20 protein-coding genes, 2 pseudogenes and 1 riboswitch are annotated in these 25466 nt (G+C 40.6%); of the genes and pseudogenes, 14 read left to right on the forward strand and 8 right to left on the reverse strand.

The annotated features are described in order from the left end of the window. Positions 1-10 precede the first annotated feature (10 nt). The 3 genes from BLT91_RS21300 to BLT91_RS21310 all read left to right on the forward strand — a co-directional run bounded on the left by BLT91_RS21300 (position 11) and on the right by BLT91_RS21310 (position 3524). The gene (locus BLT91_RS21300) at positions 11-1777 is read left to right on the forward strand and encodes an AAA family ATPase (RefSeq protein ID WP_090824659.1); all 1767 of its coding nucleotides are present in this window, start codon (positions 11-13) and stop codon (positions 1775-1777) included. Between the two features lie 109 nt (positions 1778-1886). After that, positions 1887-2747, forward strand: a complete 861-nt coding sequence (locus BLT91_RS21305) for a GIY-YIG nuclease family protein (RefSeq protein WP_090824661.1) — start codon at positions 1887-1889, stop codon at positions 2745-2747. Between the two features lie 195 nt (positions 2748-2942). After that, positions 2943-3524: a hypothetical protein gene (locus BLT91_RS21310; protein ID WP_141225049.1), complete on the forward strand. Its 582-nt coding sequence runs from the start codon at positions 2943-2945 to the stop codon at positions 3522-3524. Between the two features lie 611 nt (positions 3525-4135). Here the strand turns inward: BLT91_RS21310 and BLT91_RS21315 are convergent. Next, complete coding sequence (locus tag BLT91_RS21315; RefSeq protein ID WP_175532446.1) at positions 4136-4384, reverse strand: hypothetical protein; 249 nt, start codon at positions 4382-4384, stop codon at positions 4136-4138. A 255-nt stretch (positions 4385-4639) separates the two neighbouring features. Continuing rightward, positions 4640-4731, forward strand: a riboswitch (cyclic di-GMP riboswitch). Between the two features lie 116 nt (positions 4732-4847). Here BLT91_RS21315 and BLT91_RS21320 point away from each other — a divergent pair. The 3 genes from BLT91_RS21320 to BLT91_RS21330 all read left to right on the forward strand — a co-directional run bounded on the left by BLT91_RS21320 (position 4848) and on the right by BLT91_RS21330 (position 10448). Beyond that, positions 4848-5948: an S-layer homology domain-containing protein gene (locus tag BLT91_RS21320; RefSeq protein WP_090824667.1), complete on the forward strand. Its 1101-nt coding sequence runs from the start codon at positions 4848-4850 to the stop codon at positions 5946-5948. A gap of 6 nt (positions 5949-5954) precedes the next feature. Further along, entirely contained in the window at positions 5955-9857 is a 3903-nt protein-coding gene (locus BLT91_RS21325) for an OmpL47-type beta-barrel domain-containing protein (RefSeq protein ID WP_090824669.1), read from the forward strand. Between the two features lie 231 nt (positions 9858-10088). Beyond that, positions 10089-10448, forward strand: coding sequence for a hypothetical protein (locus BLT91_RS21330; protein WP_217635262.1), 360 nt, complete (start codon positions 10089-10091; stop codon positions 10446-10448). A gap of 681 nt (positions 10449-11129) precedes the next feature. On the opposite strand, the pseudogene BLT91_RS21340 reads toward BLT91_RS21330, so the two are convergent. Then, positions 11130-12881 (reverse strand): annotated as a pseudogene (locus tag BLT91_RS21340) (sulfatase-like hydrolase/transferase). A gap of 518 nt (positions 12882-13399) precedes the next feature. Between BLT91_RS21340 and BLT91_RS21345 the strand changes: the two are divergent. After that, complete coding sequence (locus BLT91_RS21345; RefSeq protein ID WP_090824675.1) at positions 13400-13579, forward strand: hypothetical protein; 180 nt, start codon at positions 13400-13402, stop codon at positions 13577-13579. 4 nt (positions 13580-13583) lie between these two features. Beyond that, positions 13584-14879, forward strand: a complete 1296-nt coding sequence (locus tag BLT91_RS21350) for a hypothetical protein (RefSeq protein ID WP_090824678.1) — start codon at positions 13584-13586, stop codon at positions 14877-14879. 256 nt (positions 14880-15135) lie between these two features. Here the strand turns inward: BLT91_RS21350 and BLT91_RS21355 are convergent, their stop codons facing one another. Beyond that, positions 15136-15795, reverse strand: a complete 660-nt coding sequence (locus BLT91_RS21355; protein ID WP_090824681.1) for an FMN-dependent NADH-azoreductase — start codon at positions 15793-15795, stop codon at positions 15136-15138. A gap of 189 nt (positions 15796-15984) precedes the next feature. Between BLT91_RS21355 and BLT91_RS21360 the strand changes: the two genes are divergently transcribed. After that, on the forward strand, positions 15985-16494 hold the full coding sequence (locus tag BLT91_RS21360; protein ID WP_090824683.1) for an RrF2 family transcriptional regulator: 510 nt from the start codon (positions 15985-15987) through the stop codon (positions 16492-16494). Between the two features lie 2 nt (positions 16495-16496). Here BLT91_RS21360 and BLT91_RS33615 read toward each other — a convergent pair whose 3' ends face one another. Then, positions 16497-16592, reverse strand: coding sequence for a transposase (locus tag BLT91_RS33615; RefSeq protein WP_090824685.1), 96 nt, complete (start codon positions 16590-16592; stop codon positions 16497-16499). A 293-nt stretch (positions 16593-16885) separates the two neighbouring features. On the opposite strand from BLT91_RS33615, the pseudogene BLT91_RS21370 reads away from it, so the two are divergent. Further along, positions 16886-17152, forward strand: a pseudogene (locus BLT91_RS21370) (sigma factor); the annotation flags it as partial. Between the two features lie 70 nt (positions 17153-17222). Here the strand turns inward: BLT91_RS21370 and BLT91_RS33620 are convergent. After that, positions 17223-18962 (reverse strand): glycine betaine ABC transporter substrate-binding protein, encoded by a 1740-nt coding sequence (locus BLT91_RS33620; protein ID WP_090824689.1) that lies wholly within the window; start codon positions 18960-18962, stop codon positions 17223-17225. Then, entirely contained in the window at positions 18963-20165 is a 1203-nt protein-coding gene (locus tag BLT91_RS21380) for a quaternary amine ABC transporter ATP-binding protein (protein ID WP_090824691.1), read from the reverse strand. A gap of 544 nt (positions 20166-20709) precedes the next feature. On the opposite strand from BLT91_RS21380, the gene BLT91_RS21385 reads away from it, so the two are divergent. Then, entirely contained in the window at positions 20710-21144 is a 435-nt protein-coding gene (locus BLT91_RS21385; protein ID WP_090824766.1) for a DUF488 domain-containing protein, read from the forward strand. A 121-nt stretch (positions 21145-21265) separates the two neighbouring features. Here the strand turns inward: BLT91_RS21385 and BLT91_RS21390 are convergent, their stop codons facing one another. After that, positions 21266-21988, reverse strand: coding sequence for a lipocalin family protein (locus BLT91_RS21390; protein ID WP_368086839.1), 723 nt, complete (start codon positions 21986-21988; stop codon positions 21266-21268). 702 nt (positions 21989-22690) lie between these two features. On the opposite strand from BLT91_RS21390, the gene BLT91_RS21395 reads away from it, so the two are divergent. Genes BLT91_RS21395 through BLT91_RS21405 form a run of 3 tightly spaced genes read left to right on the forward strand, consistent with a single transcriptional unit; the run spans position 22691 to position 24786 of the window. Next, positions 22691-23887: a ParM/StbA family protein gene (locus BLT91_RS21395; RefSeq protein ID WP_090824695.1), complete on the forward strand. Its 1197-nt coding sequence runs from the start codon at positions 22691-22693 to the stop codon at positions 23885-23887. Further along, complete coding sequence (locus BLT91_RS21400) at positions 23884-24282, forward strand: hypothetical protein (RefSeq protein WP_090824697.1); 399 nt, start codon at positions 23884-23886, stop codon at positions 24280-24282. The genes BLT91_RS21395 and BLT91_RS21400 overlap by 4 nt, the downstream gene beginning before the upstream one ends. 45 nt (positions 24283-24327) lie before the next feature. Then, on the forward strand, positions 24328-24786 hold the full coding sequence (locus BLT91_RS21405) for a hypothetical protein (protein ID WP_090824699.1): 459 nt from the start codon (positions 24328-24330) through the stop codon (positions 24784-24786). A gap of 107 nt (positions 24787-24893) precedes the next feature. Here BLT91_RS21405 and BLT91_RS21410 read toward each other — a convergent pair whose 3' ends face one another. Next, on the reverse strand, positions 24894-25448 hold the full coding sequence (locus BLT91_RS21410) for a DUF3231 family protein (RefSeq protein WP_217635263.1): 555 nt from the start codon (positions 25446-25448) through the stop codon (positions 24894-24896). Positions 25449-25466: the final 18 nt, after the last annotated feature.

Consider the following 25466-nt stretch of genomic DNA (forward strand, 5'->3'; position numbering starts at 1 on the left):
GGAGAAATTTATGAATATTACAGAAATAGGGGTCAAAAACTTCCGCTCAATGTCCTTTGAACAAGGTGTTACAATTGAGCTAGGTAAGATCAGCACTCTTGCTGGAGCAAACGATGCAGGAAAATCTGCTTTCTTGCTTGGAGCGTATCTTGGTTTAATGGCTTTGTTTGGGTTTCCTAAGGGCAGAGATATTATGTACAATCGATATGTGAGCCGCCTTAATCGGCATAGTTCCCCAAGATTACCTATGGAAAATAATGAACCAATAACGGTGAGGATTAAAATTGCTTTTCAAAAGCACGACCTATCACATCTTTTACCAAAGTCAGAGGGATGGAACATTCGTGGAAAACACGTTCCATTTAATAATATTCTTGATATGCTTTCTGGTATCAAGTGCTTTTTTGATGTAAACATTGATTCGCTTTTTAATGAGAACGGTCAAGTTAAACCTGAGTCAATAGGTTTTGATAAATGGTTTAATCACGAATTAACTTTAAATAATGCTATAACGGAACTAGTACAGAACGCTCCGCCTAACGATTGGCAGGCATTCTCATCGGATTTTTTAAGTACCTTCTTTAGTCAAGTGCAATGGTCCGAAGTTCGAGGTCAAGCAATTTACCTTCCAGCAGATCGTTATATTGAATTTTCGAATTGGAGCAGCACACAACAATTTGAGTATAAGCATCTTGTTGACTTTAAATTGGGAGTAGATACACGAGAGCTGTTACAATATATCGCATCACTAGAGGCAGAAGGGAATGAAAGGCAATACGATAGATTTATCTCCTATTTACGATCGTTGTATCCGATAGAAAATGTAAGAATTAAGACTACTTCATTTGGTAATGATGTATTCATTACTCAGCAAGGAAGATCACATCCGCTATCTCGTAGCGGTACCGGTATAACTCAAGTCATGTATATTTGTGCGAGAATTCTTGATACGCCAGTAATTGGGAGTATAGGTCCTAATATAGTAATCTTTGATGAACCTGAAACAGGATTACATCCTGGTCTCCAGAAGGCTCTTGTGAAACTAATGAATTATTTGTCAGAAAACCACAATGTACAATGGATTCTAGGGAGTCACTCACCCTTTATATTTAGTGAAGTTGATACAACTGATGGCGACAAACTTTGGAGCATTGCACATAATGGGCATGAAACTGTTTCTCGGCCAGTTGACCACAACGCGGCAATTCAAGAGCTTTATACAAATATAGGTCTTCATTTACCGTCTATTTTGACAGCGAAGTCGGTAATTTTTTGCGAGGGCACTAGTGAGGTGAATTTTTTACAGACTACCCTCTTGAAGAGTGAGATAGCGACAAAGCTGCCATCAATTGTAATCGTTCCTTTTGGTGGTATCGGAAATTTAAACCACATTTCACCGGAAGAACTTTTGCTCCTTCATCCCAACACGATACTTGTTCTTGATTGGGATGAAGGAGATACCCAAAATAACATACAACGTGAAAGATTCGTTAAGAGTGGAATGAAGGTTTACTGCAATACAACTTATAGAGCTTTAGAGAACTCTTATCAACCAGAAGCTATAGCAAGGGCATTTAAATGTGCAAGTATACCGACTATTGGGCCGTTTGATGACTTTGAAACGATCAAAGGGAAAATTCTCGAAACCAATCCACAGCATCAGCTTACCCGCAAGGCAAAATTTGCTGAAAAAGTAGGGAATGCAATGACGGAGGAAGAACTTAAAGAACATCCTCTAATCTCGGCTATTTGTTATTGGGTTACTAATCAAGATTGAGTAACTAAATCAAATCACTCAGTAGAAGGGGCTAGGCTAAAAAATGCTGTTCGGTTGTCTCGTCGAAGACCTTTACATCGTTCAATAAAGTTCAAAGGAGAAACTAAAAATGAATCGTGGGAGTAGTATAAGAATTTACCTTGCTGATAAATCGGTAACAGGGATACGCCATGCTGAGGTAGTAAATTGGACAGGACAAGCTGTTGCCTGTCCAAGGTCAAAGATTTCGGAATTAACAAAGTGGCCTGAGTCATCTCGACCAGGTGTATATTTCCTTTTTGGTTACAACGATGTAACCAGCAGAATACAAGCTTATATAGGTGAGGCGGAGAATGTTCTTGTTAGGATAGAAGAACACTTAAAGCTAAAAGAGTTCTGGAACGAAGTAGTTTTCTTTACTAGTAAAGACGATAATTTAACTAAATCCCATGTTAAGTTTCTTGAATCAAAAATTATTGAGTTCTGTCGAGAAGCCAACCGCTATGAGATTTTGAATGGAAATCAATCAAGCCCGTCAAAACTGCCACGAAGTGATGTGGATGCAATGGAAGAGTTTTTAGATAACCTAACAATTCTTTTAGGTGTTTTGGGACATAAGGTACTCGAAAAACTTACACGAACAAAAACTGAGTTTGATTCAAATAATATTTATACAATTTCAATTAAAGGTATAGATGCCAGAGCGAAGCTTACAAATGAGGGTATTGTCGTGCTTAAAGGTAGTCAAATAAGCCAAGAGGTGCGGACCAGTCTATCAAATGGTTATCTCGAACTTAGAAATAGACTTGTAGAAAACGGAATCATTATAAAAGATAATGCGAGTTTAAAATTTTCAGAGGATTACTTATTTTCAAGCCCATCATCTGCCGCGGCGATAATAGTTGGATATTCTATAAATGGTAAAGATATATGGAAAAATTCAAACAAAATATCAATTAATGAATTAGAACAAAAGATGAACGGTATATAAACCATATTCACGCGGCGGGCCTTATGGCCTTTGGCCTGTCTAAGGCATTTCAGGGAATCGGATTCGTGCAGACAACCCTGTACCACCTAACCTCATCGCGGCCGGACCTAACGGTCTAGGGTGGTGAGGATTCGGGAACACAGCAACGTAAGGTGAAAGACTGTGTTATATAAATATAAAGAGGTGTCAATCAATTTGGCTACAAAGGAAATTGATTTAATAGAATACTTTAAACTACTTACAAAAAAACACCTTGAAGAAGACTACAAAGAATTATTTTTAGGACTTCGGCGGATACAGGAAGAATTAAATTCGATCGGATTATTACGTAGTGGCGAATTAATCCAAAGGACACTATTATTTATTGAATCGCAAGTTATTGAGACCCTTAATAAAGTAATTATGGAACTTTCTACTTTTAGTAATGAGATTAGCTTACTTTCTGATCAAGAAATTGAAAAGATTAAAGCAAATCTCATTCAAGATTTTACTTCAATGATTATTGGAATTATGGATGAGAGAAAGCAAGTAATCACTAAATTAGCTCTAGACTATGACATAATGGATCATTGTTCGAGAATTGTTACAAATATTGGTGACTTAGTTAATCAAGAGTTCACATTATTAAAGACAGTAAATAAGATCAAAACTAGAGACAAGAATTCAAAAGCAAGAATAGAGTTTATAAAATACATATTGCCTCTAATTATCTCAATAATCTCACTAATAATTTCATTAACAGCAAATTACGATAAGATCAAAAACTTTTTTAAGTAGCTCGAAGAAGACAAAGTCCTTCACCTAACACCGTTTTCCCGCTGCGGGGCTTATGCCCCTTTGTCTGCCGAGGCAATTCTAGAGGAAGTGGATTCTGGAAGACATTCATTCATGGCCTCATATGATTTTCCCAAACCAATCGCTTCGTATATTCCTTGGTTACTTGTCCCATACGCTCAATCGCAGCATGATGCTGTTCCTCCGTTACGAACTCAAGGAGAACGACCATTATGGCGTTCTCCCGTGAGGCTTTTCTAAGCCGTATTTCCTATGACTATGTACTTCATATCCTCAAATCACGTTGATTGAATACGCTTTCATAGTCTGATGCTTTAGTATAAAGTAGTCTTATTATGCAAGCAGAAGAAGAAGAAGAAGAAGACAAATTCCGCTTACAGAGGCAAACATTCTATTCGCCGCTGCCTCCTCGATAAGGTGTGCCAGCGAAGGAAACAGCCATCACTACAATCGCTAGGGCATGCGAGCACGGCGGGAACGGTGCCTCCATGAAAAATGGGAGGACCGTCTATCCAGAGGTCCTCCCTTGCAAACTCGACTTTTCTTTTTTTACGTCTACACATACATAGACATCCGTTCCGTCGACGTATGGATTAGTACCGTTCCTGTCGGCGGTTCTTAAGATGAGGCCTTACAGTGATCGTCCCATCCTCCGTCATATCCTCGGGTAAGGCTGCCATCGCGACGGCCATCACCCAGACGTTGGTTCCCTCTTGTTCGAGCAGAATGTTTCCGTTGTGTTCGAACTCTTCTTTGAGCTTGTCTAAAATGAGATAGGCTGCTTTCATTTCATCCATCCTTCCAAATGAGAATAGCCCAAAGAGGGTATCCTTGGGCTTCAATGTTATAGTACATGTTTATGGTCGTGGACTTTGCGTTTTTTGCCTTAGGGGGTTGAAAATGAAAGCTGAGCAAATGTTATTGGATAATCGAATGACATTCAAAATCCTTACTCATTATTCCCGTGGAGACTATTGAAAAAATCCATAAATCTTTTAAAGTCCTATTGTTCGGCATATATTATTGTAAAAAACTGTAGATAAAGCAGGAAATATGTCGTATAATCAAAAAAATGAATAGGAATATTTTCCCTATTATCACGAAAAAGGCAAACCTCTCGAAAGGGGGGGACGCAAAGCCATGGGTCTAAGGTCGCGCAAACTGCGGCTATGATCGCCGGGTTACCGAATCGGAATGTCAGCTAATTTGTGTTCACATCATCCGTTCAGTAACCTCTTGCGCTTTGCGTAAGGGGTCTTTATTTTTCACAAGGAAAAAATAATTTATCGGGAGTGGAGAATTAGCATGAAAAAAATATTTTGCTCGATACTGGTTGGTGCACTTGTCTCTTTATGCTTGGCTTCCTTTGGATGGGCAGCAGGAAACGGCAGTCCTTCCCCGACCTTCAAAGACGTTCCTAAGGCGCACTGGGCGAATGATTCCATCAATTGGGGAAAAGAGAAACATTTGCTGGATGGGTTCGAAGACGGTACGTTCCGGCCTGACAATGAAGTGAGCGAAGAACAATTTTTGAAAATCATCCTTTCGCTTTATTTTCCAAACGGCATCAAGCCTACCGATTCATCATGGAGTTCGGGATTCTACGGTTTTGCCAAGGACATGAAATATAAGCTTCCCGGTGTAGCCGACCAGCAAGTTCACAGTCAGAATGTGAATCGGCTTACTGTCGCCACGATTATTGCCAACTTCTGCGGCTTCCGATCTTTCAAAGACGATTCAGCCGAATATGTTCAGTTTCTTTTCGACAACAAGATGTCGACCGGCAAAACAGATATGACCTTTGACGGCTATGCGCCTTACGATACTTTGACAAGAGCAGAAGCAGTGCAATTCGTTCGTAATATTTCTAAAATTCTTGATAAACCACACAAAGCCAACTATGACATTGGAGCAATAAAAGAAAACAATGCCTCTGTTCAAGACATAGTAGCCAGAGCTGCTGAAAAATATGGTTATAAGACCGCTTATGAATACTATACTCCTAATGGTATTGGTATGAGAACGCTGGGAGTGTATAAATCTGATTACACCCAGGATCAAATCAAATCCAATGCTAGTGCAATGGTATTTAATCATTTGACTTCTAATAGTCCTTTCGTTCAAGTATACACAAACAATAAAGATAGTGCTGATTATGGCAGCTTTGTACTTTTGGCTGTCGGATTGATCCCTCATAATTCAGATGTCCCGCAACAGGACTTACAAAATGTAATGGCAACTCTGATAAGCCTTGCGGTGGGTGGGCACACAGATGATGTAAATAAGTTCGTTTCCGACAATTTCAATCACCCAGATGGTGCAATAGCAAAATTTGATGGGTATACCGTCCTATTTTCCATGGCAGGGCCATCAAATAAAATAGCAATCTATAAACAAGGGGAATGATATAAATTGGTACTTGGAAAAAGAGGAAAAAAAATATTTGGAGTTTTAGCTATTTTCCTGCTTGTATTTGCCATGTTCACCGCAATCGATATTAAGCCAGCAAAAGCCGATACGGGTACTGGTTGGTGTCCTAATTCCGCCGAAAATGGATGCTGGGAACCTTCATGTCCTTACGGCTCATATACAACCACGAACTACAGTAGTTGGGAGGATGACAGGGATGTACCTGGGTTTAGTTATGAATGGGACTATACCTGCCCAGCGCCACCCGCACCTGATCCGACGCCAACACCTGCACCTGATCCAACGCCAACACCTGACCCGGGCAGTCCAACACCAACACCAACACCTGACCCCACACCAACGCCGATGCCGAGCAACGGAGGCGGTGGCGGTGGGGGTGGAAGTGGAGGGCCTGTATCGGATATAATCAGCCCGACTGCATCCATTTCCGTGCCCGATTCGAATCAACCTTTCATCCAGAACAAATCGATTACCATCTATACTTCGGCAACTGATAATGTAGGGGTAACTGTTCTTCAACTTCTAGCAGATGGGAATATTGTGGATACGAGGTATGATACATCATCGGCTACTTTTTCCTATACGCCTGCAACAGCTGGGGGCCATTCGTTAACAGTCGTAGCTTATGATGCAACTGGAAATCAGGGGAGCGACAGTTATTCGTTTACAGCGGGAACTGCGGACAACGTGCCTCCGACGGTATCTTTGACGAAAGACCCCAATAATAAATATGTGGCTAAGAACAAAATTAGATTGAATTTTACTGCTTCGGATAACGTCGCTGTAGCGAGCATGAAACTGCAGGTCGTTAAAGATGGAACTGTACTTTATGACGGGCTGGATGTAATGTCACAAACTTTTTTCGATTTATTTGTATATGATGCCGGTCAGTATCATGTTACTCTCATCGTGACGGATCCTTCAGGAAATACAGGCTCGGACTACGTAGATTTTTACGTAGATATAGTAAGGAATGTAGTGCTGTTTGTACCTGGCTTCTTAGGCACAGAAATAAATATGTATAATCAAAGTGAACTTTCAAGCACCAAAATATGGCCCGTTGTGAACATTTCGAATAGTCAACTTGGTTTGCCTGCAAATGGACAACCTGGAGATACGTATCCAGGTGATGTCTTTGAGAAGGTAGATGTATTAGGGATAACACTGAACGATGTAACCGAGCAATTCTTAACCTCATTAAGAGACGCTGGAATACAGGTTGTCAAGGTTCCGTATGATTGGCGAATTGATTTGAATGATTCTCGGACGCAGAAAACGATTGACGATAAAATTAATGAAGCCTTGAGTTTATCGAATGGGCAGGATATCACCATTATTACACATAGTTTGGGGGCATTGCCTGTTAGAAAGTATCTTATTGATCATCCGAATGCAAAAGTTAAAAATTTTATCCCGATCGCAGGGCCGTTCCTTGGCACGCCAAGATCCATGCAAGGATTGGAAGTGGGTGACGACTTAGATCTCAGACAATTCAAATTCTTACCGCTCCCGCTAACCATCCCCCAAGGAAAGCGATTAGTCCAAAATATGACATCTGTTTATGAGTTATTGCCGGATGAAGCATTTGTCAATGCGTATAAACAAGTGTACGAAGGTACAAATTTCACTTACGAGTCCTTCTTTACGGATTATTCAGAACATACTCGTTACGTCTATGGCAGTTTCGTAACTAATTATAGTCAAACAAGCCAATATATCAGCGATAATCATAATAGCGCCTTGTACCAAACTGCAAAAGCTTTTAGAAGTTATATTGAAAACAATAATATCGATAGTCATATCAAGGAATATAGGATCGCCGCTTACGGTCAAGAAACGGCAATTAAAATTGAAAAGGCGGATCAGTACATTGATCCAAATAATCCGGGACTAGGAACAGAGGAGAAATATCATTTGTATTGGGGGAAAGGGGATAGTGTGGTTCCCGTCAGAAGCGCAGATTTCAATCGGGCTTTTACAAATGGTAATACACAAATCTTTTATTATAAAGACTTACATCTACTAATCTTAACGAACCCTGACGTGCAACAGCTAATTAAAAATATTGTGATTAACGCTGATTCGTCAAATGGTTCAACAACGTACCTTTCCGATAGTTATTTAAATGGCGAAAGCGTCGAAATTAATTGCCCTGTAAACGTGCAAGTAACAGATGATCAAGGACATAAGGCAGGGCTAAATTCTGACGGCATATTGGAAAACGATATTCCCGGGCTAGCCTATGAAATTTTAGGAAGCACTAAAGCGCTTTATGTACCCGCAGGATTGAATGTACAGTTCAACCTATTCGGTTATGACAATGGGTATATGGATATCTCCTTTACCAAGTACAGCCAAGACTTGCCGACGAAGACTAATAGCCTGCAGCATACGAAAATTGGAAAGAGTACTGCACTTACCTTTACTGTCAATGGGAATATTACGGATGCATCAAATCTAAATGTTAATTATGATTATTTGGGAAATGGGAAAATTCAAGTCTTGCATCCTTCAACGATCCTGACGGTTGCTGAGCATAGCGATCTCATCGCTCCAGTAACAAAGGCAACTAGTGCAGGTAGTCAGTCTAACGGGTGGTACGCTTCTGATGTAACTGTAACGTTAAGTGCTACCGACTCAGGTGGAAGCGGAGTAACTCGAACTTACTATCAAGTTGATAGCGGCGATATACAAGATTATATGCAGCCATTTGCCATCACAACAGAAGGCGTTCATTTACTTAAATTTTACTCAACAGATAAAGCGGGCAACTACGAAGGTGCTCAGGAGCAGAAAATTCAGATTGACAAAAGCAAACCGATTATTACTGCTCAAGTTGTCCCGTCACCTAATACTGCGGGGTGGAACAATTCAGATGTGCAGCTGAAATTTACTGCGGTAGATAATTTGTCAGGGATAGCTAACGTTACTTTGGATGAGGTGGTTTCTACAGAAGGCGCCAATCAAACCTTTACTGGGGGAGCGATGGATGTTGCAGGAAATAGCAGCAGTACATCGATTACACTTAATATTGATAAAACTGCTCCCAAAACTACTCTTGCCCTTCAAGGTCAACAGGGTAATAATGATTGGTATACGAGTGACGTGACTGTAACATTATCAGCTATAGATAATTTATCCGGCGTTTCTTACACGGAATATAGCTTTGATAATGGGGTGACTTGGACAAAATATTCAAGTCCAATCATAGTTACAGCAGAGCAAATCAATACTATTTCTTATCGAAGCGTGGATATAGCTGGGAATGTCGAACAAATCCAGCAAAATACGATAAAAATTGATAAGACGCCGCCGGTGATTGATTTTCCGAAATTAAATGTAGAATATTACTGGGGTGATTCATTGACGGTAACTTTCTCGGTTTATGACAAAGTTTCGGGTATTCAACAGGTAACGTCCAGCGTATATGGCAATCCGATTCAAGGCGGAGTTCAGTTTGTCATCACCCACCCAGGAATCAACACGGTTACCATACAAGCCAAGGACAATGCCGGTCTTACTACGGTTGTATCACAGACGTTTAATGCGATTATACCGGCTACCATAAATTTCGATCCGAACACGCTATCGAAAAACTCAAATGGCAATACGGGAAATTCGGTCGTTACCGTGTATATAACGTTACCGACAGCTTTTGATGTAAGCCAAATCGATTCAAGCAGCATAATATTAAATCAATCGCTTCATTCAGCAGAAGCTCATCCCGTTACTGTTGATACGGTATCGAATCAGCTTATGGTAAAATTTAATCGGGATCAAGTAGAAAGTATATTACAGAACGGCGAGAAGGTTCAGATAACAATTGATGGGATTTACGGAATAGGCGTACATTTCAGAGGATTTGATTTTATAAGGGTCAGATAGATCTATTGTTATTCAAAGGGAATACGCCATACGTAGAATTCCCTTTGAATAATTTTTCCGCTTGGTATTTTACCAAGGCGCTCGCTGTTTATTACGCGGAATCGATTTGGAGGCGGTTTTATTAAAAAGTCCACTCTATTTGCTATTATTTGGGGACTGATATTGATTTTATATTATCCAGTCTATTCTTATGTTAACAGCAACATACTTCACAAGCAAATAAAGGAAGCAGTGGAGCATTATGTTAAGGAAAATTGCAATCAAGAGATTCGAGTAACAGGATTTCAATTCGGCAGGTATTGGGCTCAACAATCTTGGACAGCAATAACATCGGATCCAAAAATTAATAATTTACATGGTGCCATTTTAGATAATCAGGTAATATTTTTTAAACCTGAAAGCTTAAAATGTAAAGGCGGTGACTCTTATCGATTAAATCGATCGGATCGAAGATTTTATCCAATCGATGTAACTAATGGACCACCCTCACCTTCTAACGTCCCCTTTAACATTTGGATGTGCCTATTATTTGGAGGAATGGTGGGGTGGACATTGATTTACCTTTATGATCAAAAAATGAAGCAACATTGAAGGGTTGTGGCACAAAATTAAAACAACGAAAGTCTAAATCCTGGATGAATTACAATAATAAATATTGAGTACGCACTCATACAAAAGATATCGCGGATGACGACTTTATGTTGTACAGAGTTTGTATTAATTGGTTAGAGGAGCATGCTGACAAAATCTTGGAATGATTTGCAGTCTCATGCCACCTCCCCAAACATTCGCAGCATTACTCGGCGACGAATTGTGGATTTATACAGCCACGGCTCGGTATTTCGAACCCTTGTCCATGCAAAACCACAACTTTTAATGCGGACAGGGGTTCATCACGCTCCTAGTCCAATCCAAGCGTCTTACCATTAATTGTGTCAGTACCGTCAGTTGCGTCATGGAGACGTTTTTGACGGAACTGACGCTTTTTTTGGTTTATGAGAGTCGAATCTAGGACTCCTAAGATATGGCCATCGTTTTTTATGGCTATCTTATTTGTGACAAACTGATGAGTCCAATCAAAGTTGTTGGTTATGCTAAAAGAATAACTATTCACATGTTTATACACAATGCTCATAAGTACCAAAGCCTTGTAATGTATAATTTTCTGTAAGGATATAAACATATCCACAACATTTATATCCACAGGGTTACATATAAGCATATGATTATGCTTATATGAGGATAAGTTAACCGCAAAGTGATTTATGGGCTTCATTGCATTCTTGGTTGAACTGGAGTTAAACGCTTCTTTTTCCGTTGCTCATCCAACATGTGAATCATCAACTGCTGTATTTTTTTTGTTTGCGGCGATGCGTAAGCAGGATGTGCGAGATTTCGTATTTCGAGGGGGTCCAGTGTTAAGTTATACAATTCATATTCGTCTTGGACAGGTATTGTTTTAATTGACTTGAATTGTGCTCAGGCAGGATGACCCCCAAGTTGGAATGTTTCATCCTTGATCCCTGGATGGCTCCAGAAGTTGACGTTATCAAAGTAACGGGAGAGTTTCCACGTCTCTTGCCGATGGTTTATTTGTAAAGTGGCGATCACAGTTTCGATATGGTTGGGCTGGATAACAGAAGGATATGCCGCTCCCAAAGGATTGATTTGGTGTTGTCCTCGCGTAACATCGTCGTCGGTCATGAAATAAATCGGCTCATCAACTGGAGTGGACTCATTCTGTCCAAAGAGAGAAGGGGTTAAATTACGACCTGCAAATGGGTGAACTTCACAAAATTTCGTTCGCAACCGGTCTTGAATTTCTTCTATATCGACATTTGCTAACCCCAGCATGGTGGGAAGGAGATCGACATGGCTAGTGAGCTTATGAAAGTTTTTATTTTGTGAAAAGAGCTTTTTATTGTGAATGAGGAAAGGGACGTGCAAGACCTCTTCATATGAACAGTACCATTTTTGGTGAAGGTAGCCGTGAGAGCCAAGCAGATCTCCATGATCCGATGTAAAAATAACGATTGTATTGTCATAAAAAGAAGAGCGGGTAAGAGCCTCAAATACTCTGAACATTTGTTGATCGGCATTTTTTTGCAGCTGGTAATAGAGCTTACGATAAAACGACTGATTCGTAATAGGCTGAAGCGCTCGCGGATATATATGCCGGTAGCTTGCTTGACAGCGCGGTTTCGTGTCTAGTGGTTCGTTTATTGTGGGTGGGGGAGGTATTGTAGGTATGGCTTCCACTGCAAAATGAAATGCAGGAAGGTGTTCGGTGAGCGCACCATATAAAACAATATCGTGCGGGTTTACGAATGAAGCTACGAAGAGCCATGGGTTCGTATTTTTGCTAATACTTTTCTCATGTTCCAGGGACACAATGAGTTCAACGACTTCAGAGGAATAAATAACGTCTCTTCCGCGTACTCCAAATGAAGCGGAAGAAGCGGAATTTCGAGGATTTTTTCCGTGAGGTTCCGGTCCAATCCAACCGGAAAAACCGAAACTGTTCAGGTGGTCAGCATGTAAGTACAATTCTTCTTTTTTTCGGTCAGGCACACCGTTCAAGGGATTATAGCTGGGGAAATCTCTGTGCGTGCCGGGAATGATAATATCTTCAAAAGAGATATGCCACTTTCCTTTATAATAGGTTTGGTAACCGGCCTCACGAAAATAATTACCCATCGTAGGCACAGTGTTTCTGCCGAGCCAAAACATATCGGAATCGAAGGCTTCCTTTGCGATTCCGTCCGTCTGACTGACACCATGGAGTGACGGATAGTGCCCGGTAAACAAGGTAGCTCTGCTAGGGCAGCATGCGGCACTTCCGATGTAATGCTGGTGGAATTCTAATCCGTGACGCTTCAAAAGCTCTTGTGTGACGAGATTTTTTTTGCGCCATTCTTTTATTTCCGTATTTTCGTATACAGGAGGATAACGTTCCTCGTCTACGAGGAAAACGAGAAAATTAGGTCTTTCAAGATTTTGAGGAGTGGAATAAGAATGCTCCATGACATCACATCCTAACTTAGCGCTCTTTATCCTAGAATATGCAATGTGGTCTTAAGAGAGTAGTAATCTACAAAATTTCTAAGCATCACGCGGCGGCGAATTATGGATTTGCCACGTCACGACTCGGAATCCCTTTCCCAGCGCTATTAAGGGACAGGGGTTCGGTAAGCTTCTAGTCCAAATCACGCTTCATTTTACATCAGTACCGTCAATTGTGTCTTGACGATGCTTTTGTCTGTACTTTCGCTTTACTTAAGGAAGGTATCGTTGGGCAAATTGAAAAACAAAGCAATTCATTTATATGGAAAGTTCTGCGCTTTATATCACAAATTGGGTTTTTCTGGTATAGTTAGTTTTAAGGAACTATCGAGAATTAGAATGTTGAAAGTAATGCTCTCCAACTATAAAAACCTTAGCAAAAAATGAAACTAAGCACTTTGCAACAAAAGACAGTTTTCCTATGGTTTCAGTAAACTTTCTAAGATGTTGAAAAACAATTTTTAAGGGGCCATAAAAATATGAAACTACTAGATCCTTCAACACCGTTAGGTACTTTGATTCTTGGAGTATTAGCAGGATTAATTAGCGGAGCAATAATTGGTTTTTTCAGCGGAAGGACATATGAGAAAAAGAATATTATAAAACAGAAGGGAAGCAACAATGTCATCATTCAAGATTCAACTATAGGGAGAGATTAGCCTTATGTCTGAAAAAATTGTGCAAAAAGGAGACAGGAATTTGGCACTTGTAAACTCCTCTGTTTCAATTATTGAGGAGAGTGCAGAACTACAAAGATTTTTATCTGAAGGTCGACTTATAGAAGCTGCAGCTCTTTTTCAACGAATGATGAAAGCTGCCTCAGCACAACATCCTGTTTTTCCGCATTGGCGATACGATTTGAAAATGGACGAGTCTGGAAAAGTGATTATTGGCCATGTTCCAGCTAATCAGGAAGTAGCGGAGTCACATCCATTTAAAATAAATATAAAATTTGATATGCCTGAAAAATATAGAAACTTTCCTAGTATGAATGAACTTCTGTTGCACTCTTATGGAAAACAAGAAGAAATTGAGCTTGATGTTATTTCTTTTAAAGCTTGGATAGGCGAAGAAATTATTACGGATGATCAATCAAGCGACGCTCATAGTATTAAGATTAATATAAAACCGCAGGAATTTCCTAAACCACTCCCAATGAAATTGTATATGTTGGATAATTCCTTTACCCTAGATTATTTAGAGGTAGGAGTTACTGAAATTTACAACAACACCGTTACATTGGAGAATCATGCCCAAAGAAATGTCAAAATGCGCATACAGTTTCGGATAAATTTAATCGATAAATCATCTGGATTTAGTATTAAAATTGCTCCTGAGTATTACTACGATGTAGAGGCTAATTTGCTCTTGCTTCAATTTATGAAAAGTTGTCGAGATGGAAGTAGATTCGTATTAAAGGTCTTAAATAAAGGTACAAACCTATTTGTTTCTAGAGAATTTTCCCTTGATGTTGATATTCCCGAAGATATAGATAACAAAATTGAATGCCTTCACGACTTATACAAAATGGAAGAGCACTATAAGGTGAAGTTTCTATTAAAAGAAGTAATAACAGAAGATGATCAAGAGAAACTAACAATATTAAAGCTTGTAGCAGAAGACAAACCTTTGGAAGGAACTTATGACTGGTTTGATTGTAAATTTAGTGACAGACAAACTATAGAGAATACGATAGCTGCCTATGAAAACCAGCCTAATGGCCTTTTGATGGTAGTTTCTGAATATAATCACCGGGTTAGCGTATTAGGTGCAGAGGTATTATTTGAGGAAGTTAAACGAGAGATAAGCAATGCAATTCCAAATGATATTGAGAAATTGAGGAAAAAGGTGTCTTTGATGGAGGATGGTGAATCGATTAACATAAGATTTATTCCAGCCACTGAAGAAAATAAAATTGTAGAGCGCTACGTCTTCAGATCAATTGCATGTGAGGATTAACTTTTCAATTTAGAAACTCTGTGTGCGTAATAATGTTTTAGGCAACTTCCCCAAACATCCTCAACATCACGTGGCGGCGAATTGTGGATTTAGTACACCACGGCTCGCCGTGTTGAACCCCTGTCACAAGAACTAGGCACCTGTTGCAGGTGCCTTTTAATTTCGCCGTTAGACCCGTTAAGGGGAACCGTATCACAAGTGATGGTACACACGATTAAAACAGCCGATCATACAGATCGGCTGCCTCCATATTTTCCTATTTAGCTGCTAATTTTGAAGCTTGCTCTTCAGCATCTTTATATCCTTTTTGTAATACTTCATTTCTGTCTAGAATTGCTGTTCCTTGTACTCGAATGGTTTCAAAATCCTCGATTCCCATTACATCAAACATGGACTTCAAAAATTTATTTGAGTACTCCAGTTCGGTATAAAAGTCATTATTGGTGTAAATGGATCCACTGGCTTGAATTGTAAGTATACTTCTTCCATCATCGAGAAGTCCGACGGATGCTCTTCCATTACTCATTGGAGTATCGATATATCTAAACGTTTCCCTTGGAATCATAACATTATCTATATAATCTTTTAGTTTTGAGGGGATACTAAAGTTATGCATTGGAAATACAATTACATACTTACGAGCACTTTTGAATTGTTTTAATATCTCACTCATGTGGTCTGTTGCTTTTTTTTCTTGACTTGTTAATTCTTTTCCTTCTGCTTGTTTCGCCCATGCACTGAAAACATTTTTATCTAACATAGGTACTTCATCGTTGTATAGATTAATTTGTTCAATAACCTCGTCATTTGAATGCTTCTCTTTGTATATTTTTAGAAAGTAATTAAACACATCTAGACTTGCAGAGGTTTTAGAATCAAGATTGGGGTGAGCATTGATGATAAGTAATTTACCCATGTATGTTTCCTCCTAAGATGAAAAGTTCGTTATTGTCGACTAATTTAATCGACGATTAACATAATCCATAATATAGTTTTCCCAATGGCCTGTCAATTTATTCAGCCATGTAATCTCTGGAAATTTACAAAATGAAATAGATGCTATAGTATGTTTTTTGTACTCGTAACATGAAAGTAGGTGATTTATATGCAGTACAGCGTAATGGTTGAATATGCTTTGCATAGCCTTGTTTATTTAATAGATATACCAGAAGAGGAAAGTATAGGAATAAAAGACCTTTCAGATTTTCAAGGTCTTTCAGAAACGTATCTCTCGAAAGTTCTCGGTAAATTGTCTAAGGCTGGCATTGTTCGTTCAACACCTGGAGTAAATGGGGGATATAAATTAGCTAAACTTCCCGAGGAAATTTCGTTTTGGGACGTAATTGAAGCAGTTGAAGGGAAGAAACCTATTTTTCAATGTAAAAATATATTAAAAACGAATTTAATGTATAGAGATAATGAAGAATGTACGTCATGTACTCAAAACAATCCAATATGTACAATTAACTTGGCAATGCTAGAAGCAGAAGAGCATATGCGTAAGGCTTTACGCAATAAAACTCTTGCTTGGTTAAATAGGGAGCTGAATCAAGTTCTACCTGAGAAAGTACGAACGGGTAGTCGAAACTATTTTATGAATAAAAGCTCAAACTGAACTTAATACGAATCGCTTTTTTTACCCGTACTTTCATGATTCCCGGGGCAAACACCGGCCCATGAAGCTAAATGGGCAGCAGTTGGAAAATTTCGCAAACTTTAATCGAAGTCACATGCATCCTACTTCACGGGGGATGTATTTTTATTTTCCAGAACACAATCGGGTACGTCTGACTATTTCGCAAGTGACCGTCCTCTTTTCGCCGTTAGACCCGTTAAGGTGAACCGTATCATAAGTAACGGCAAGTTTTTGACAGGGGTCCCATAAAAAAGGGTTCTTACGATATGGCCACGAAATTATTGTATTTCAGAAACCGGCGGTTTGCCGGGTTAGAGCCTGAAATAGGATGGCTGAATGTGCTCTTGTGCAGTGTAAGGGAGGAGTTTTCATGACTAACATGTCGATTAATCGTTCCGTCGATGCGATATGGAAGAGCGAGTCGGCTAGGATCATTGGAGGTCTAACACGGATCGTACGAGATATCGGACTTGCCGAAGATCTTGCGCAAGATGCTCTCCTCATCGCTCTCGAGCGATGGCCGTTATCAGGCATCCCAGATAATCCGGGCGCATGGCTGATGGCAACTGCAAAACGTAGGGCTATCGATCTGCTGCGTAGAAATAAGTTGAGAGATCGCAAATATGAAGAGCTTAGTTATGAGTTGAACGCTCAGGACGAACCGGTTTTTGACTCTGCCCTGCTATCCGGAGGCATATTTTAGCTTGCTACTTTTTAATCAAATCCTCAATGGAAGTAAGGTTCATATATTTCGGAACGACTAGACCGAGCTTGGTTCCAATCAGGTTGGGTCCCAAGTCCTCGTATTTACCTGTAAACTTCTCATAATAATCTTTATGCGTGGTTGGCAGCCAACCTGCCACCATAGCATCAGCGTCTCCGCTAGAAATGCCAGCCCACATGGGTCCAGCCTCCACCTGAAGCATATCCACTTGGTAGCCCAGCTTGCTCTCCAGCACGTATTTAACCACATTCGTACTCGCTATTTCTGAATCCCACGCTACATAGGCAAGCTTTAACTTCTTTCCTGCCACTTTGGGAATACCACTAATCCATGCATTCACTTTATCCAGGTTAGCTTCCACCCACTGTGAAGCAGCTTCCTCCGGTTTCTGACCCTCTTGGATTTTTACCATCACCTGTTCCATATCTGCAGGTTTCCACTGAAAATTATCGAGGAATTGATATGCTGAAGGCTGATCTGATTGCAAATGGAGACGTACAATTGAGTGAATCTCCTCATCTCCGCCGAATACGTTTTTCGTATCCGCCAAATATTTCAGATCGTACTTGGAAAACATCCAGTGTGGTGTCCAGCCGGTCACAATGATGGGCTTGCCTTCCTTATAGGCTCTGTCCAAGGCAATAGTCATAGCCGTACTGGAACCTTCAATTAGTTTCCATGAGGTAAGATTATAGGCCTTAATTGCTTTTTCCGCAGCATTCATTAAGCCGGAACCGGGGTCAATGCCAATAATGCTGTAACCCACCTGGTCTCCAACGAAAGTGCTCGTCGAAACAGGAGACTTCTTCCTTATACCTATAAAGATAGCAACGATGCAGAAAGCGGCTACGGCTGCGATTACCAGTGGCTTCTTTAATGCAAAAGACTTTTTCCCCTTTCTTTTCTTACCAATAACGCTCTGTGTTAATCGGTCCAGTAGGATAGCCAAAACTACAACAGCAAGTCCTGCCTCAAACCCCTGTCCCGTCTTCAATTGAGTCACCGCCCGGTAAACGTCTGCTCCGACGCCCTGCGCTCCGATCATTGAAGCAATGACCACCATTGAGAGAGACAGCATGATAGTCTGATTGATCCCAGCTAATATAGTCGGTAGTGCCAGTGGGAACTGTACTTTAAAAAGCTTCTGAGCCGGGGTTGACCCGAAAGCATCCGCAGCTTCCACTAAATCGGCAGGTACCTGCAGAATACCAAGGTTCGTTAAACGAATGGTCGGCGGGATAGAGAAAATAACCGAGGCGATAACGCCTGGAACCACGCCAAGTCCGAAAAAAGTAACCGCTGGAATGAGGTACACAAACGCCGGCATCGTCTGCATAAAATCCAGCACCGGGGTCAGTGTACTCCTCACAGAGCGGTTTCTAGCACACCAGATCCCGAGTGGCAGCCCAAGAATGATGGAAATAAGGGCGGAGGTTAATACCAAAGCCAATGTGTCCATTGTGGGGTCCCAGTATCCGAGGTTAAGGATAAGAAGCAATCCGAGCACAGCAAATAGCGCCAGACGCCACTTTCCGAAATAATAAGCAAGGAGCGTTAGGAGTACGATAACAACAATAGCGGGGAAGGCATGAAATAGGAAAGTAAATCCACCTACGATCCCACTAATGATGGCTGAGAAGAAATTAAACAGGAATGCTAAGTTAGTATTCAACCAACGGATAATGAATTCCACCCAATGGTCCAAAGGGATTTTAGGGAGCATTTAGGGATTCACCTCCTTATGAGTAATATCGTGGGTGCCAGCAATAGCCGCTAGGACTGCGCCGCGAACTATAATGCCTAATAGACGGCCTTTTTCATCGACTACTGTAACCGGAATTTTCGCACTGCTAATAAGCTCGAAGCATTCATTCAAATGGATGTCAGGCGGGACTGTAGGAACATCACGGATGACGATATCCCCAATCGTTTTACCACTTTGAACAGCAATAGCTGCATCTTCTGCAGTAATAGCGCCAATGAGCCGTTTTGCTTTGTCCACGATGTACAGGTTCGAAATCCCACTATCCTGCATCAACTGCAAGGCGACCCTTGGTCCTCGTTCCAGAGTGATGGTTTCTGGCCTGCGCATCACGTATGCTGCCGTTAGTACTTTTGACAGATCGACATCCTCTACGAATCGTTCTACATACTTGTTCGCTGGATTCATTAATATTTCTTCCGGTGTTCCAATTTGGACAATAGAACCGTCCCGCATGAGAGCGATTCTGTCACCGATTCGCAAGGCTTCATCCAAATCATGAGTAATGAAAATGATTGTTTTTTTCATTTTATCCTGGAGCTCCAGCAGTTCATCCTGCATATCCTTACGAATTAAAGGATCTAGCGCGCTGAACGCCTCGTCCATGAGTAGAACATCTGGATCGTTCGCTAAAGCGCGTGCCAGTCCAACTCGCTGCTGCATGCCTCCGCTCAGTTGATCGGGACTGCTGTCCTCTAATCCTTTTAAACCAACAAGCTCCAAAGATTCCATTGCCTTCTGCCGATTGGCTTGTTTGGATCCCCCTTGAATCTCCAGTCCAAACTCCACATTCTCAATGATTGTTTTATGCGGAAACAAAGCAAATTTCTGGAAAACCATGCTGATCTTGCTGCGCCTAACTTGACGAAGTTGTTCATGGTTCATCGATACAATGTTCTCCCCATCAATGAGAATCGTTCCAGAGGTGGGTTCTATAAGACGATTCAATAGACGGACTAGAGTAGATTTACCGCTTCCCGACAGTCCCATAATCACGAAGATTTCTCCCGCCTGTATGGCTAAATTGACCTTGTTGACTCCAACAGTATGCTTCGTTTCTTCGTATATTTTCTTTTTGGACCATCCTTTATCAAGAAGTAAGAGGGCCTTTTGAGGATCTTGTCCGAATACCTTCGTCAAATTATTGACTTCAACAATGTGCATAGTTTCCTCCTGTTGTTTAGTTGAAACAAACCTTTCCTTAAATCGACAATTTCCTCTCCGATCGATAAAAGCCATAGTAATATTTATAGACATAAAAGTGGGAAATGAAACACCAAGTCCTGAAACTCGCATCTAACATAGTAGCCTCTACGAAGAAGTGACGACCAAGTTAAAGGGAGATACTAACCATGAAGGGAGGAGGCTTTGATCTTAACAAAACAACAATTAATGGGATCAAAAAGCAAACAACTGAGCAAAGAACTCTCTGTTAACCATAACTAACATTTTTCCCTTTAGGCAGACATTAAGAAAGAGATCGTGTAATATGGGTCTTAATCAACTGCTGTTGGAGGGGGTTTTTTTTGCAATGAAAAATCATGGTTTTGTTTAATTGCTATATCTTAATAATACATTGAATAGGTTAATGATGAATTATATGTATCTAAGCTTATTGAAAACATGGAGTTTGATGTCGTTGCTGATTTTATAGCCATTCAAGAAAACAAATTTAATATGGTAAGGAGCGCCAAACTTAGTGAAAAGCATGTACACGATCGGATTTGCTCAGAAATCATTAAAAACCTTTGTACATCATTTGCTTGATAACCAAGTAACTAAGATTGTAGACACACGTCTTAATAATGTGTCACAACTTGCGGGTTATGCAAAAAAAGAAGATTTACAATATGTTTTGGAATTAGTAAATATTAAATATGCTCACGAGATTGAATTAGCACCGACTAAGGACATGCTAGAAGCCATTAAGAAAAAGCAAATTTCATGGGATGAATTTGAAAAAATCTTTATTGACCTAATAGCAAAACGAAAGATAGAAGAAAAGATTGATGATTTATTGGGGGAAGAAGAGACAGTATGCTTCTTATGTAGTGAACATAAGCCGCATCAATGCCATAGACGTTTGATTGTTGAATATTTAAGGGAGTATAAAAAAGACATTCTAATTAATCATTTGTACTAAGACATTCAGGGGAACCGATCATAAGTAAGCTAATATTGGAATAGCGAGGCACTGCTTCCTTCATTCTTGAAGAAACGGTGCCTCTTACTATTGTAGATTAGAAATCAAAGTTATTTTATGATTACTTAACATACCCAACTAGTTCAACAAAACCTTTCCCTTTAATCGGTGTTTGAATCCTTTGGAGGGAATAGCTCTCACCTTTTAGTATACAGGCACCTTCCCAGATTGCTTTGAGAGGTCCGATGATAGGTATTTCTTGATGATTTAAAAGCGGTATCACATGCAAGACCATTGAAAAATCAGGAAGTTCGATTTGCCATTCCACCGGGTACTTAGCGCCCGTATGAAGGCTTTTCCAAAATTTCAACGGTTTTAGAAAGACATTTTCCGTCGTTGTAATAACGCTGTCTGTACTGATCAACTTAGCTATAGGGAGATCCGGGGATGCGGAGTCTGCGGTGTGCAGCCGGTTGATCAACAGATCACGCCCGTCATCCAGCTGTAGTCCAAACCAGTCCCAGCCTCCCCCCTGGAGGAGACCATAATTGCGCCCCCACTGATGGTCGAACCACCCTTCACCGGATAATGTTTCTGTCATGCCGTCCGTATAGAGCTCTCCAAACACTTGATTTCGGGTCACAGAAAAGTAACGAAGTCCGTTCAGTGTTCCTTGTTCATCAATAATGGAAGCCGGTTTTACAGGATTAAAATTTAGGCGGATACGGGTTGATTTGTCGGTGATCTGAAGATGGAAATTCGGATTTCGATCATCCGGAAATAACATGATGGAATTCCCGTACTTCAGCCGGGTCGGTTTAGACTGTACCGAACCATGGTCCATTAGAAGGTGGGGAGATGGAAGGTTTCCCTGTAATAGATTCTTGTACTGCTTCCAAGTGCTCCAGTCGGTGGGGTTTATGAGGAGATATAGGGGAAGATAAAAACCAGCCATTTGATAGGTGAGCATTCGATCCAAATGCGATCGGCATTCGTATTTTCGCTCATCTAACCGGATGAAGGAATAGATTATATAATGTCCTTTGGGAGCGGTCAATTCTCCAACCTGAAAAAATGACGCCACCAAAGCATAACGGTTTCCCTGGTTCCCCGTGAGAAAAGCATAACAGTACCACCATTCCACATTCGAGGAAAGATGTTTTGTAGCGTCTTTAGGGAGAGAGATTATGCGTTCTCCGTAATTCACAAGCCACACACCTAACTTTTTTAACAGGATATGCGCTTTTGCCCAAAGAGGCAACTTGTTTTGTAGAATCTGCTTGTCGTTACTGAGAAGCGGCAAACCATACCTAACGGCATTTATTTTAGAGGTTGCGTTAATCGGAAATAAATAAAGTTCAAACTTTAACTTTTAAACTTTAAACTTTAAAGTTTAAAGTCTGAACTCTGAACTCTAAAATTTAAACCCTAAACTTTATTGGCTCATTTAAATCAAAAATGTTAGAAATTCCTAGTAACCCTCCCAAATCTCTTCTACAATTCGAATCTATTATACTATCCATTTAGGTTGGGAGAGGAAATAGACATGGCCAAGCACGATATTCTTACCACAACCATTCATTTATCCATTGATAACGGCAGCAGTCATATTAAAGGCATATATGACGATTTGAACAATTGTTTTATTTTCCCTAATGTTGTGGCACAACCATTTGGAGAACGCTTTTTATTGATGGAACAAGGAGATCCCTTGGATTTCTTAGATGTTCAGATCACATCACCTGCAATTGATACGGAACAGTACCGTCATGTCTACGTAGGAAACTTGGCAATCGGCGACGAAGGTATCGTTCATGAAATCGTAGGAGATAAAGCGGTACAAAAAAAGGCGCAGAGACCTGAAACAATGGTTACCCTCCTAACGGCTGCGGCATATGCTATTGCCAAGAAACACGAGGATGCTGTTAAGCGCGGTAAGAATCGCATTAAGGCTACGGTAAACTTAGGAACGGGATTGCCGATAAGAGAGATTACTAAATTCAGCGAAGAATTTGCACAAAAAATAACGGGAGGCGTTCATTCCATTACTTTTGTTACGACCCCGGTATTTAAAGGAGTAACGGTAGAAATGGAGTTCACGTTACCAACGGATATTAGCATTGACGATGTGTCCGGTGTTTATGACATGGAGGCCACTTCAAAGTCACAGTTGTCACATAAAGGCTTCGGTATAGCGGATGTTGGCGGTGTAGATATGGATATCGCGTTTTTTAGACCGGGGCTTGATCTGGATCAGCGGCATTCAACAGGTGCTAAAATCTACCTAAACGATGCATTGGAAAGTATACGAAATGAGATCAACTCCCAAGGCGAGGAGTTAATCTCAAGCACAGCAGAACTGACGTTAATGCTCGTCAACAAGGAATATGAAATCTACGCAGAGGGTAAAGTTGCGTTTGACATGACTAACCTTGTAAACCGTCACATGCGCATCTTGGCGGAAAAGGTGCTAAAATACGCCCGTAACTCTTGGAAGCATGTCCGTTATGCCAATGAGTTTTGGTTTATCGGCGGCGGGGCGATCGTGCTTCAACCTTGGATTGAGAAATTAAATGCCGAATTGGGTTTGCCGATTCGTTTTGATAATGCAGAGTACAGCCAATTCCGCAATGCCCGCGGAACCTTCTTTCTGCTGGAGCATGCCCTGAAACATACTGATGACGAAGCAGCGGCAAGCATTGAATCCGAGAGAGGATCCGAGGGTGGGAGCGGATCGGATTGAAGAAACGGAGATCTACTGTGTTGGTTTGTCCAGGTAAGGATGTGACTCTTTATATCCCGACTGAAACACCGCCTGAGGTCATTGATTATATGAACCAGTTGAAAGCAGAAGGTATGTTTAGTCATGGCATTATGGATATTTTGATAAGGCATATTCTCCATGAACAATCAATTGCGACACCGGTTAAGGAAAACGCTCCAAATAATGTCATCGAATCGTTCATAGATGATGCTGTTTTCATAACAGAACCTATGGAAGATCAGGAAGACCATGAATTTATGGTTGCCCCGGATTCTAAAAGCCAGAAGAACTTCAGTCTGGAAGAAATATTTCGACAAGCCAGCCGGAATGCCGGTAAGCTTATGCATGATATAGATAATGAAGGAAGGAAATAAAACGGGTGGGGTGAACTCCGATCATAATGAAAAGGGGGACATCGAATGTCTAACGGACAAGCAAATGAGGGTACGCGTAGTTTTTCAATTTCTGATGATATTTTTCGTCAACCGGGATTAGATATATTTTCTCAAATGGTATACATTATTTTGAAAGGCTTTGCCTCCGAATCAAATTTTCCTGAGTTATCGGTTATTTCCAAACTTGGCCGAATGAATGACAAGCAGACGATGAAGGCATTGCAAAGCCTCGTAGAACTGAAAATTCTTCCGCATAAATTGTTTCGACGGATGGTCGGCGATTTCCAAGATGACCGCCTCTCATGGGCGGCAAAGGGATTGCTTATCTTTTGCAAAGAGAACCCGCACATTAATTTGCACGACCTGCTGGAATTAGCGAGCGAATCGGGCGAGGACGAACATAGTATAAGAAAGGCGCTAAAAGAGTTGAGCCAATATGGCTACCTGGAAGAATACCCAGAGTGGCGACAAATTGCAAACTGAAATGACGAATTATGCTTCAAAAAAGGCATCCGCTTCGCTGGATGCCTTTTAACTTGCGATTATAGACAACTGTCAATGAAAACATAAAGGAAGGTCCAATGAAAGTTTTAACTTAGTAGTTGTTGGGAACCAGGTGGTATGAAATAAGGCGGTATTTTAATCCACCCGCGTTTCACCATTAATTGTTTTAATTTTGCTCCCAAAATTACTTTTTCCGCTTGGAACTTAAGAAACAATAAACCAAAATCTGTCCGAATCGATTCTGCATTGGCACTTGCGGCATGGATAATCAAACTAACAATTTTAAAAGATAATTCATTGGCAAGCACTTCATCCGTCAATTTAACGCCAAGCGGAATACTGTTAGAATCTGAATGAGGCATATCTTCATGAGCAGGTGGTAAACTAATCCCTTCTTTAAGCATGAAATCATAGAGCTGCTCCCGCTGACTAAGGTTGAGTTCCAAATCTTCCTTAAGCATTGTTTTTAGTTCCTCATCATTGGTGGTGTGTATACCAGCTTGAACAGTTACTTTCGCTACTTCAAGTCCTGCCAAGTAAATCCAACAAGCCATCACCTCTCCTACATGAAGTGGTTTGGGTTTCTCTTCATCTGTCAAAGATTTAATTGTTGTAATTGCAACTTCTAAAATGCCTGTCATTGTGATTCCTCCGATGTT

The organism is Paenibacillus sp. yr247, assembly GCF_900103825.1.
Classification (GTDB): Bacteria; Bacillota; Bacilli; order Paenibacillales; family NBRC-103111; genus Paenibacillus_E.